Source organism: Methylopila henanensis (assembly GCF_042681025.1).
GTDB classification, from domain to species: domain Bacteria; phylum Pseudomonadota; class Alphaproteobacteria; order Rhizobiales; family Methylopilaceae; genus Methylopila; species Methylopila henanensis.
The window spans coordinates 25789-36714 of sequence record NZ_JBHUER010000010.1; the positions used below are offsets into that span (position 1 = coordinate 25789).

The window sequence follows — 10926 nt, forward strand, 5'->3', positions numbered from 1 at the left end:
GCGTCAGAACCTGGCGATCGTCGTCAGCCCGAACACGAGCGCGTCCGGAATGCGGCGGCGGCCGTCGCCTTTGGGGTGCGCGACCGAGCCGCCGGGGTGGACGACGTATTGCGCGGTCGGCTGCAGGGTGAGGCCGGGGACGATCTCGGCGCGGTAGTTCGCCTCGAACGTCATCTCGAAGTCGCGCACAGGGCCGCGGACGCCCGCCTCCGCGTTCGCGGCCCGATCGGCCCGCGCGAGCGCCGGCGAGAAATCGGCGTAGGCCGCCGCGACGCCGAAGACGTCGGCCGGGCGGCCCGGGACCATGCCGCGCACGACCACGCCGCCGTCCACATAGGCTCTGACGGCGTTGCGGTCGGAGGGGCCGAGGATCACGCGCGCGAAAACGCCGACGCCGGTCTCGTCGTCCTCGCCCTCGGGACGGAAGATCTGCTGGTCCCAGACGGCGTAGACGTTGACGTTCCGGTCCCGCGTCCGCTCCGCGTCTTCGCCGTCGCGCAGGCGGGCGAAGTCGCCGAAATGCAGGTAGCCGCCGAGCTTCACCGCGCCGGAGAGGCCCTCCTCCCCGCCGCCGTAACGGTATTCGCCCTCGGCGATCACCAGCGGCGGGTCCTTCAGGCGGAAGTTCAACCCGCGCCGGTTCGCCTCCTCCGGCTCCTCGGCGTCGAGCGGAGCGGCGGCGCCGTTGTAGATCGCGGCCCGGAACGTGAGATCGTCGGTCGCCTCGAAGGTCGCCTGCGCGCCGAGCGCCGCCAGCGGATAGGCCGGCCCCTCCTGCGGCAGGTTCTCCGACGGCGACGCCGCCCAGCCGAAGGTCGCGCCGATGAACAGCTCCGCATAGCCGCTCTTGAGAAAAACCTCGTCGGCCGCGAGCTGGCCCACGCGCACGGCGAGACGATCGTTGAAACGCTGCTCGTAATAGAGCTCGAACAGGCGCGTCGTCGGCATGGCGCCGATGTCGTTGCCCGCCAGAATGTTGCCGACGCGGCGCTCGGCCAGGTCGCGGCCATGGATCTGCAGCGCGTTGACGTGCAGCGAGCCGCCCTCGATCCCGAGCGTCTTTTCCGCGTCGACGTCGAGCGACAGGCTCGCGAGCCCCATATAGGCCCCGCCGCGGCTGATCCCGCCGCGCGCGACCGCGCGCATGTCGGAGAAGTAGAAGCCGGAGAACCGGAAGCCGCGCTCGGCGAGCGCGTCGCGTCCGGCCTTCAGCTCCGCGAAAGCGGGAGTGGAATCGAGCAGGGACCCGCCATCGTCGTCGTCATCCGCGAGCGCCGGCGCCGCGGGGCAGAGGCCGAACAGGACGAACCCGGCCGCTCCCGCGGCGGCCGATCGAAAACGCCTCACCTGATGTCCCCCCGCGATCGCGTTCCGAGCGTCTTATGTTTCGCTCAGGGTCGCACACGGCTCCGTGAGGCTCAACCGGCGACGACGCCTGCGGCGATCCGCCGGAGGCGTCCGATCGTCGAAGCCGCCGCCCCACGCTATATCCGCGAAATGGACCTTGCGCGGCTCTTCATGCGGATGGCGATGATCGTGCGGCGGCCGCCGTCGCGACGCCAACTCATCGCGATCGGCGTGGTCGCGGCGGTCATCGCCGTCTGCGTCGCGGTCGAATGGGCGGGGCTGTGGCCGGAGGCGCTGACGGCCCACCGGGTGCGGACGCCGCGGCTGTGACGCGCCGTCGAAGCTGCGTCAGGTGGTGAAGCCGAGGATGACGCCCGCCACGCCGCTCGCCAGAAGGAAGGTGACCGCGAGCGAGTAGACCGTCGCCAGATTGGCCCTGCCCTGCAGGACGCCCGCGGTGCGCCCGCCGTCCCGCCGCGCGATCAGGATCATCAGAACCGCCGCGCCGAACAGCGCCACGCCGACGATTTCGTACATGAGATGCTGCAGCATCCAAGCCTCCCTGCCGGGCCGCGTCATTGGGCGCGCGACCGCGGATGAAACTTTCCCGCCTCTCGGGAGTTGTTGCAAGCAGGGGAACTGCCTCAAACGGAACATGCGACAGCGGCCGCCGGTCACAGACCGGCGCTGGCCCCGCGCACGCTCATCGGCCGCCCCGCACATGGACTGCTGCGAAATAATATTGCTTATACTGTTGCTTTAGTGAATGAAAAATATTTTTCAGCATAAAATGGAACTGCTCTTTCTATAATACGTTTCTTTAGCAGAATTTTGACAGTAAAGGGGGGAATATGTTGTGCTCCACATCGTTTCAAGCTCAAACGAAGACGTCCTGACGGTCTATTCGCACAGGGTGGCGATCGGCGGCGTCACGGTCGAAGCGGACGCGTCATCCTATTGGGCGCTGTTCGCGCTGAAGCAGACCGAAACCCAGGGCGGCCCCATCCCGCTTAAGCTCGGCGGGCGGGAAGCCACCAAGGAAGGCGCGCTCCACGCCCTTCTGGACGTCTGGCAGTCCTGGCTGGCGGCGGCGGGGCTCACCTACGCGTCGTCCCAATCGCACGACCCACAGCTCTCGCCGGCGCCGTGAGCTCCTGCGAGCGCGCCACGGCCGCCCCCGCACGCCATCCCGGATCCTCGCGACGACTCGTCTCGCGGCGCATAACGCGCCGGTAGACCGGCGCGCGCCTGTTCGCGCCGGTAGAGGTGACGGACGTCGCCGACGCGTTCGCATGGTCGGGCTTCTTCGGCGAGAGCGACAACGGGCTGCCGTCCATCGGCTGCGTGCCCGGGTTCAAAAGATGCTTTGCGGTGATGGGCTACGGCGGAAACGGCGTGACGTTCAGCGCCGTGGCGGCCCAGCTCGTCCAGCGCGCCGTGCTGGGCCTTCGCGATCCGGACGCCGACCTGTTCGCGTTCCGGTGACGGCGGCGGGCGCAGGACTTTCGAGCCCGAAAAGACCGCTTCGGGCCCCTTATGTTTCTCACATATGAGAATAGAATCGATCTAAATTGGAAGTACTCTAATTCAGAAGACATCACGATATTGTTTGATGACCCTCATCCCCGCCGTCAATAGTGCCCGTTGACGTAAGCACCGCCAATTATTTGGCAAAATTGCGGATTTGCTGCCGGAGCTCGGGCGTTTTGCCCGGTCGCGGGACGAGACCGGCGCGACGCGCAGGCTCCGGCACGAAAAATGGGGATTGGATGATGAGGGGGCGGGGATTGCGGTGGTTCGGTCGCGGCTTGTCCGGACTGGCCGCCATGGGAATGTCGCTGTTGGCGATGGGGCCGGCCTTGGCGCAGAGCGAAGCCGCACGGCCCGACGCCGGGGCCGCCAGCGCGACGGTGCTGGACGAACTCAGGGTCGAAGGCCGACATTCGGGCGATGGAAAGCCCGCCACCGCCACGGTCGGCCAGCCGCCGGCTCCTTACGCCGGCGGTCAGGTCGCCACCGGCGCCCGGCTCGGCATGCTGGGCAACCGCTCGATCCTCGAAACGCCGTTCAGCATCTCCGGCTACACCGAGAAGCTGATCCGCGACCAGCAGGCCCAGTCCATCGCCGACATCACGTTGAACGACCCGTCGGTGCGGGCCGACGCGCCGCCGTTCAGCGAGCGCGACGCCTTCATGATCCGTGGCTTCTCGGTCACCAATCTCGACGTCTTCTTCGACGGCCTGCCCTACATCGCCAACGCCCGGCGTAGCTTCCTCGACGGCATCGAGCGGGTCGAGATTATCAAAGGCCCAACCCAACTGGTGAACGGCGGCGTCGGCCGCGTAGGCGGCACGATCAACCTCGTGCCGAAGCGCGCCGGCGAGGAGCCGCTGACGCGCGTCACCACGAGCTTCCGCAGCGACTTCCAGCTCGGAACCCACGTGGACGTCAGCCGCCGCTTCGGCCCCGACAACGCGTGGGGCGTCCGCTTCAACGGCTCCTACCGTAACGGCGACACGGCGCTCGACAAGAACGAAAGCGAGGTCAGCGTCGCGGCGCTCGCCCTCGATTACCGCAGCGACCGCTTCCGCGCCTCGCTCGACCTCAACCACTCGAAGCAGAACATCGAGGCGCCCACATCGCTGTTCAACTCGGCCGCACCGGGATTTGACATACCGCGCGCGCCTAACGGCCGGAAGAACACGGCGAACTCGTTCGAATACATCGACAGCGACTACAAGATGGCCGCCAGCCGCGTCGAATTCGACCTGCTGCCGGAAACGACGATCTACGCCGCCGCGGGCGCCAGCCGCTACCGCGAGGATTTCCTGACCTCGTCCTACCGCATCCTCAACACCAACGGCGACGCGACGGCGACCCTCGCCATTCAGCCCCAGCAGATCCAGGGCTTCACCGGCGAAGTCGGCGTGCGTTCGAAGTTCGAGACCGGCTTCATCGGGCACCAGGTCAACATCGCCGCCTCGCGCGCGCTCAACGAGAACTACCGCGGCGGCTTCGTTCCCCCAACTCTCCCGAGTTTCCCCACGAACATCTACAATCCGGGCGGCCTGCCCGGCGGCTCGCCGAGCACGGGCGGCTTCGCGCGTTCGGACGACCTGCCGCTGTTCGCGGACCTGCGGGCCTCCAGCGTCGCCGTGTCCGACACGCTGTCCTTCGTCGAGGGCCGGCTCCAGCTCACGCTCGGCGGACGCTACCAGCACATCCGGTCGCGGGGCTTCAACACCCGGCCCGATCGCGGCCCGATCGGCCTGAACACCTATCACTACGATGACGAGCGGTTCAGCCCCGCCATCGCCGCGACGATCCGCGTCACCGAAAACCTGTCGGTCTACGCCAACTACGTCGAGGCGCTGACCGAAGGCCCGACGGCGCCGGGCACGACCGCGACGGTGACTAACGCCGGCGAGGCGTTCGCTCCCGTCGTGAACAAGCAGCGAGAAGTGGGCGTCAAGTACGACTTCGGCTCGTTCCTGTTCACCGCCGCCCTGTTCGAGATCCGGCAGCCGAACGGCTTCGTCACGCCGGCTGCTCCCGGAGCGAGCGATCCGCGTGGGACGTTCGGCGTCGATGGCCGGCAGGTCAATCGCGGCGTGGAGCTGAGCGTAGCCGGCGAGCCGATCGAGGGGCTTCGGCTGCTCGGCGGCGTCACGCTCCTCGACGCGGAGTTGGAGAAGACCGCCAGCGGGGCGTTTGACGGCAACGACGCTCCCGGCGTGCCGAAAACGGCGATCAATCTCTATGGCGAGTACGACCTGCCCTGGATCGCCGGCCTGACCGCCACCGGACGGGTGCTCTACACGGGCGGGACGAAGTACGATCAGGCCAACGACCAGAAGGTGGCGAGCTGGACGCGGTTCGACCTGGGCGCCCGTTACGCCTTCACAGGTCCGCTGGACAAGCCGGTGGTCATCCGCGCCGATGTCCAGAACGTGTTCGACAAGGCCTACTGGTCCTCGTCCGCCCGCGGCTTCCTCGCCGTCGGCGCGCCCCGGACCTTCCTGCTGTCGGCCTCGGTCGACTTCTGAAGGCTGCTTCGGCGCCCTCCCCGCCTGACGGCGCGGAGGGAACGCCGGGCCGTCCCTGGCCGTTTCTCCCCCAACAGGAGGAGCGCATGGACCACACGCAGGACGTACGCGAACGGGCGTATCAGATCTGGATCGAGGAAGGCCGTCCGGAGGGACGCGAACACGAGCACTGGGAGCGCGCCAGCAAGGAGTTGGGCGTCGATTCCGCAAGCGCTCCGCAAGCGTCGACCGCGACCGACATCGGCGGCGGCGAGAAGGCCGCCACTGCAAGCGCAGGGCCGGATGGCGCCGCCGCCGCGAAGCCGGCCCGCCGACGGGCCGCGCGTCCGTCTTAAGCCTCGACGCTACGACGAAAAAGCCGCCCGCGATCCGTCGCCGGGCGGCTTTTTTTGTTTCACCGGACGCCGGCGGAGGCGGCTCGCGCGCGTCGAAGCGGTCCGGAGCGACGAGATCGGAAAGCCTGGCTGGCAGGAGCCTTTCGGCGTCCGGCGTAACAACGACCGGTCTCGGCGCGAACGGGAGGGTGGCGTCGGCGAGCGTTCTTCGCGCCGGCGCTTCGTCCATCCCAGCACAAGGCTACCAAGCCATGATCGACCGCAGAACGTTTTCGACCCTGCTCGCCGCCGGCGCCGTCTCGGCCGCCTCCGTCGGACGGAGCCGCGCCGCCCCGGCGGCGCCCGCCGCCAGGAACGTGGTGCTCGCCCACGGCCTGTATGCGGACGGCTCGTCCTGGATCGAGGTGGTCGCGCGCCTGCAGGCCGCAGGCCTGAACGTCACCTCCGTGCAGAATCCCCTGACCTCGCTGGCCGAGGCCGTCTCCTCGGTCAAGCGCGTGCTCGCCCGCCAGGACGGCCCCACGGTGCTGGCCGGCCACTCCTTCGGCGGGATGATCATCAGCGAGGCGGGCGACGACCCGAAGGTCTCAGCGCTGGTCTATGTGGCGGCGCGCGCGCCGGACGCCGGCGAGGACTTCGCGGCGCTGGCGAAGGCCTATCCTCGGCCGCCCGTCGCGGACGGACTCGTGTTCGACGGCGAGGAAGGACGGCTGAGCGAGAAGGCCTTCATCCACGACTTCGCCGGCGACCTGCCGGCCGAACGAGCGAAGGCGCTCTATGCGGTGCAGCAGCCTTTCCAGAAAGCGCTTCTGCAGGAGCGGACCCGCCAGGCGGCGTGGCGCTCGAAGCCGAGCTTCTACGCGGTGGCCACCGAAGACAGGACGATCAACCCGGACCTGCAGCGCTTCATGGCGAAAAGGATGGACGCCAGGACCGTGGAGGTCAAAGCGAGCCACGTCGCCATGATCTCGCAACCTGACGCCGTCGCGGCGCTGATCCTCGACGCCGCAGGCGTCGGCTGACCCCGAACGCGACAGCGCCCCGCCGGCCGAAGCCGGTGGGGGCGCGATGCGCCGTTCGTGAAAAGCTGCGGCGCCGAAACCTCTCCAGCGCCGGGACGGCGATCACGCCACGGGTCGCGACCTGCGCTCCGCCCGAACGCGCGAATCTCCGCGAGGCCGCGGAAGCGCGCCGAGACGGCCGCGCGAAACGCAGGAACGGAAACGTCTGAGGGGTAAAGCGTCAGCCGCTGGCCGGGATGAACATCAACCGGCGTCCAGGGTCCTGTCACGACCTCTGGAGAATGATGGCGGGAGTGACGGGACTCGAACCCGCGGCCTCCGGCGTGACAGGCCGGCGCTCTAACCGACTGAGCTACACCCCCAAAAGCGGGGTGCGCCCCCGCTCAGGTGGGCGGTTGGTAAGGGACGGCGGGGGCCCTGTCAAGCGCTCCCAGCGCGGCGGCCGACAGGCCTGTGGGAACCCGGCCGCTCACGCTTTCGGCGCCGGCGTCGCCTAATTTTTGGGCGCCCGCTGGCCTGCCATGCGCCAGCCCCGCGCTCCTCGCCGCATGGAGTTCCCGGCGCCGCGGGGCTGGCACGGGCGTTGCTGAGCGTTTTCCGCGTTCGACGGGGAGACCGCATGGCCCAGGCAGCCGAGATCGACATCGCGTCCGTGACCAAGCGCTACGGACCGGAGGCCGTCGCGGTCGACTCCGTCAGCCTCAAGATCAAGGCCGGCTCCTACTGTTGCCTGCTGGGACCGTCCGGCTGCGGCAAGACGTCCACGCTCCGCATGATCGCGGGCCACGAGAGCATCTCGTCCGGCGACATCCGCATCGGCGACGTGGTGGTGACGGACCTGCCGCCGGCGCGGCGGCCGACCTCGATGATGTTCCAGTCCTACGCGCTGTTCCCGCATCTCGACCTTGTCGACAACGTCGCCTTCTCGCTGAAGGTGAAGGGCGTCCCGAAGGCCGAGCGGCGCGCCAAGGCGATCGAGATGCTGACGCTGATGGGGCTCGAGCCCTACGCCGAGCGGCGCCCGGCGCAGCTCTCCGGCGGCCAGCAGCAGCGCGTCGCGCTCGCCCGCGCGCTGATCACCAACCCGCAGGCGCTGCTGCTCGACGAGCCGCTGTCCGCGCTCGACCCGTTCCTGAAGGTGCGGATGCGGCAGGAGCTGAAGCGGCTGCAGCGCGACCTCGGCATCACCTTCGTGCATGTGACGCACTCCCAGGAGGAGGCGATGGCGCTCGCCGACCTCGTGGTGGTGATGTCGAACGGCCGAATCGAGCAGGCGGCCCCGCCGCGCGAGATCTTCCGCCGGCCGGCGACCGCCTTCGTCGCCCGCTTCATGGGCGACCACAACGTGCTCTCCGGCCGGGTGTCGGCGATCGACGACGACGGCGCGACGCTCGCGCTGCCCGACGGCGTGTCGTTCCGCACGCCGAAGGACCCGCGGCTCGCGGTCGGCCAGCCGGCCGAGATCGCCATCCGCCGCGACCGGATCGCCATCGGCGAGGCCACTGCGCCGGGCTTCGGCGTGACCGGCCTCGTGAAGAACATCGAATACCGCGGCGGCTCGATGAAGGTGACGCTCGACGCCCCCGGCGTCGAGGAGTTCACGGTCTACGCCGACGAGGACGTGTTCGACGGCAAGCCGCACGCGGTCAGCGACGCCGTGCCGCTCGCATGGGCCCTCGCCGACGTCCATGTGCTGGCGCCGCCCGCGCACTGAGCCGCTTCCGACGACGCCTGAAGGCGCCAAGACCCAAAGCGCCAAGAAACCTTAAGACGCGAGAGAGACGCCATGACCGAGAAGACCCCCGACACGACGACGAACGCCGCCGCGGAAGGCGTCTCGCGCCGCACGCTGCTGAAGACCGGCGCGGCCGCCGCCGGCGTCGCGGCCGGCTCGGGCGCCGTCACCGGCTTCCCCACGATCTGGGCCCAGAACATCAAGAACGTCACGCTGCGCCAGTTCGGCACCGGCGTCTCGAACCTCAACGCCATCGCCGACAAGGTGAAGCAGGACCTCGGCTTCACGCTGCAGATGACCGCGCTCGACAGCGACAGCGTCACCCAGCGCACCGTGACCCAGCCCGACAGCTACGACATCGCCGACATCGAGTACTGGATCTGCAAGAAGGTCTATCCGACCGGCGCGCTGCAGCCGATGGACGTCAAGAAGATCAAGTATTACGACCAGATCGTCCCGATCTTCACCACCGGCAAGCTGACGCCCGAGAGCAAGATCGCGCAAGGGACGGCGCCCCACACCGTCAGCTTCGTCGAGGGCCCCGGCGCGAAGACCTTCGCGAAGGAGCAGACCGGCTGGATGACGCTGATCCCGACGATCTACAACGCCGACACGCTCGGCATCCGCCCCGATCTCGTCGGGCGCCCGATCGGCAACTGGAAGGACATCCTCGACCCCAAGTTCAAGGGCAAGACCTCGATCCTGAACATCCCGTCGATCGGCATCATGGACGCGGCGATGATCTGCGAGAGCGCCGGCCTCGTCACCTACGGCGACAAGGGCAACATGACCGAGGACGAGATCGACAAGACGATCGCCGTCCTGATCGAGGCCAAGCGCAACGGCCAGTTCCGCGCCTTCTGGAAGACCTTCGACGAGAGCGTGAACCTGATGGCCTCGGGCGAGGTCATCATCCAGTCGATGTGGTCTCCGGCGGTGACGGCGGTGCGCTCCAAGGGCATCCCCTGCGTCTACCAGCCGCTCGCCGAAGGCTACCGCGCCTGGGGCGGCGGCCTCGGCATCGGCAAGAACGTCAAGGGCCTGCAGCTCGACGCGGCCTACGAGTACATCAACTGGTACCTGTCCGGCTGGTGCGGCGCCTATCTCAACCGCCAGGGCTACTACTCCGCCTGCCTCACCACCGCGAAGGAGCACATGTCGCCGGAGGAGTGGGCGTTCTGGATGGAGGGCAAGCCGGCCGCCGTCGACATCAAGTCGCCCGAGGGCAAGGAGATCGAGAAGGCCGGCGCGGTGCGCGACGGCGGCTCGTTCGAGGAGCGCATGGGCAAGGTGGCGTGCTGGAACGCGGTCATGGACAAGGACCGCTACATGGTCCGCAAGTGGAACGAGTTCATCGCGGCGTGAGGAGAACGGCTCGGATGGACGCCATGGTCACGCGTCGCCCCCTCCACCGCTTCGCGGTCCCCCTCCCCCGCCGCGCGGGGGAGGATAGGAGGCCCGCCGCAACATGACCGCCATCGAAGCCCCGGCCGGCGTTCTGGAGCCCCCCGCCCCGACCCTGCGGCGACGCGCGAGCCGCAGGCTCTCCTCCTACCTGCAGGCCGCGCCGCTCGCGCTGATCCTCGGAGCGTTCCTGCTGCTGCCGATCGCCGCGATCGTGATCGTCAGCTTCTGGGACTACGACAGCGTCCAGATCTATCCCGACTTCGTCACCCTCAACTACGCCGAGACGCTCGGCTCCTGGGTGACGTGGCGGACCTTCTTCAATACCCTGAAGTTCGTCGTTCTGGTGTGGGCGATCTCGCTGTTCGTCGGCTTCTGGGTGGCCTACTTCCTCGCCTTCCACGTCCGCACCGTGAAGATGCAGACGGCGCTGTTCCTGCTCTGCACCATCCCGTTCCTCACCTCGAACATCATCCGCATGATCTCGTGGGTGCCGTTCCTCGGCCGCAACGGGCTGCTGAACTCCGCCCTGGTCGATCTCGGCATCGTGCCGGCGCCGCTGGAGTTTCTGCTGTTCTCGGAATTCGCGGTGGTGCTCGCCATGGTGCACCTCTACGCGCTGTTCATGGTGACGCCGATCTTCAACACGCTGGTGCGCATCGACCGCTCGCTGGTGGAGGCGGCGCGCGACGCCGGCGCCTCGGCGACGCAGATCCTCACCAACGTGATCCTGCCGCTCGCCAAGCCCGGCATCGCGATCGGCTCGATCTTCGTGGTCACGCTGGTGATGGGCGACTTCATCACCGTGCGCTTCATGTCGGGCGGCCAGTCGGCCTCGGTCGGCCTGATGATCGCGAACCAGATCTCGCTGCTGCAGTACCCGGCCGCCGCCGCCAACGCGGTGGTGCTGCTCGCGGTGGTGCTGATGATGGTGGCCGCGATCCTCAGGATCGTCGACATCCGGAAGGAGCTGTGATGTCCGGCGAGAAGCGGCCGTTCTCCTTCTACGTGCTCGCGGCGTTCTTCGGCCTGTTCGT

At 68.3% G+C, this 10926-nt stretch carries 11 protein-coding genes and 1 tRNA gene; 9 read left to right on the forward strand and 3 right to left on the reverse strand.

Annotation, left to right across the window (positions count from 1 at the left end; all coding sequences use genetic code 11):
- Window positions 1-3 precede the first annotated feature (3 nt).
- Window positions 4-1347, reverse strand: a complete 1344-nt coding sequence (locus ACFSCV_RS13225; protein ID WP_378800054.1) for a carbohydrate porin — start codon at window positions 1345-1347, stop codon at window positions 4-6.
- Window positions 1348-1497: 150 nt separating this feature from the next.
- Here ACFSCV_RS13225 and ACFSCV_RS13230 point away from each other — a divergent pair, with 150 nt between their 5' ends.
- Window positions 1498-1677 (forward strand): phage tail protein, encoded by a 180-nt coding sequence (locus tag ACFSCV_RS13230; RefSeq protein ID WP_378800055.1) that lies wholly within the window; start codon window positions 1498-1500, stop codon window positions 1675-1677.
- An 18-nt stretch (window positions 1678-1695) separates the two neighbouring features.
- On the opposite strand, the gene ACFSCV_RS13235 is transcribed toward ACFSCV_RS13230, so the two are convergent.
- The gene (locus ACFSCV_RS13235; protein WP_378800056.1) at window positions 1696-1899 is read right to left on the reverse strand and encodes a hypothetical protein; all 204 of its coding nucleotides are present in this window, start codon (window positions 1897-1899) and stop codon (window positions 1696-1698) included.
- Between the two features lie 304 nt (window positions 1900-2203).
- Between ACFSCV_RS13235 and ACFSCV_RS13240 the strand changes: the two genes are divergently transcribed.
- From ACFSCV_RS13240 to ACFSCV_RS13260, 5 genes are all read left to right on the forward strand, one after another.
- Window positions 2204-2497, forward strand: coding sequence for a hypothetical protein (locus ACFSCV_RS13240; protein ID WP_378800057.1), 294 nt, complete (start codon window positions 2204-2206; stop codon window positions 2495-2497).
- Window positions 2498-2595: 98 nt separating this feature from the next.
- Complete coding sequence (locus ACFSCV_RS13245) at window positions 2596-2832, forward strand: FAD-dependent oxidoreductase (protein ID WP_378800739.1); 237 nt, start codon at window positions 2596-2598, stop codon at window positions 2830-2832.
- 341 nt (window positions 2833-3173) lie between these two features.
- Window positions 3174-5393 carry a TonB-dependent receptor gene (locus ACFSCV_RS13250; protein WP_417568603.1) on the forward strand — a complete coding sequence of 740 codons (2220 nt, stop codon included), beginning with the start codon at window positions 3174-3176 and terminating at the stop codon, window positions 5391-5393.
- An 86-nt stretch (window positions 5394-5479) separates the two neighbouring features.
- Entirely contained in the window at window positions 5480-5728 is a 249-nt protein-coding gene (locus ACFSCV_RS13255) for a DUF2934 domain-containing protein (RefSeq protein WP_378800058.1), read from the forward strand.
- 251 nt (window positions 5729-5979) lie between these two features.
- Window positions 5980-6750, forward strand: coding sequence for an alpha/beta fold hydrolase (locus ACFSCV_RS13260; protein WP_378800059.1), 771 nt, complete (start codon window positions 5980-5982; stop codon window positions 6748-6750).
- 285 nt (window positions 6751-7035) lie between these two features.
- Here ACFSCV_RS13260 and ACFSCV_RS13265 read toward each other — a convergent pair.
- Window positions 7036-7112: transfer RNA gene (locus ACFSCV_RS13265), tRNA-Asp, on the reverse strand.
- A 257-nt stretch (window positions 7113-7369) separates the two neighbouring features.
- Between ACFSCV_RS13265 and ACFSCV_RS13270 the strand changes: the two genes are divergently transcribed.
- The 3 genes from ACFSCV_RS13270 (at window position 7370) to ACFSCV_RS13280 (ending at window position 10865) form a co-directional block, all read left to right on the forward strand.
- Window positions 7370-8464: an ABC transporter ATP-binding protein gene (locus ACFSCV_RS13270; protein ID WP_378800060.1), complete on the forward strand. Its 1095-nt coding sequence runs from the start codon at window positions 7370-7372 to the stop codon at window positions 8462-8464.
- A 72-nt stretch (window positions 8465-8536) separates the two neighbouring features.
- A complete protein-coding gene (locus tag ACFSCV_RS13275; RefSeq protein WP_378800061.1) occupies window positions 8537-9850 on the forward strand; it encodes an ABC transporter substrate-binding protein in 1314 nt (437 codons plus the stop codon).
- A 103-nt stretch (window positions 9851-9953) separates the two neighbouring features.
- A complete protein-coding gene (locus ACFSCV_RS13280) occupies window positions 9954-10865 on the forward strand; it encodes an ABC transporter permease (RefSeq protein WP_378800062.1) in 912 nt (303 codons plus the stop codon).
- The last annotated feature ends 61 nt before the right edge of the window (window positions 10866-10926 follow it).

Bases quoted from the DNA above. Each gene is read 5' to 3' on its own strand.
- ACFSCV_RS13230 (WP_378800055.1), top strand. From the start codon at position 1,498: ATGGACCTTGCGCGGCTCTTCATGCGGATGGCGATGATCGTGCGGCGG.
- ACFSCV_RS13235 (WP_378800056.1), bottom strand. From the start codon at position 1,899: ATGCTGCAGCATCTCATGTACGAAATCGTCGGCGTGGCGCTGTTCGGC.
- ACFSCV_RS13250 (WP_417568603.1), top strand. From the start codon at position 3,174: ATGGGAATGTCGCTGTTGGCGATGGGGCCGGCCTTGGCGCAGAGCGAA.
- ACFSCV_RS13255 (WP_378800058.1), top strand. From the start codon at position 5,480: ATGGACCACACGCAGGACGTACGCGAACGGGCGTATCAGATCTGGATC.
- ACFSCV_RS13260 (WP_378800059.1), top strand. From the start codon at position 5,980: ATGATCGACCGCAGAACGTTTTCGACCCTGCTCGCCGCCGGCGCCGTC.
- ACFSCV_RS13270 (WP_378800060.1), top strand. From the start codon at position 7,370: ATGGCCCAGGCAGCCGAGATCGACATCGCGTCCGTGACCAAGCGCTAC.
- ACFSCV_RS13275 (WP_378800061.1), top strand. From the start codon at position 8,537: ATGACCGAGAAGACCCCCGACACGACGACGAACGCCGCCGCGGAAGGC.
- ACFSCV_RS13280 (WP_378800062.1), top strand. From the start codon at position 9,954: ATGACCGCCATCGAAGCCCCGGCCGGCGTTCTGGAGCCCCCCGCCCCG.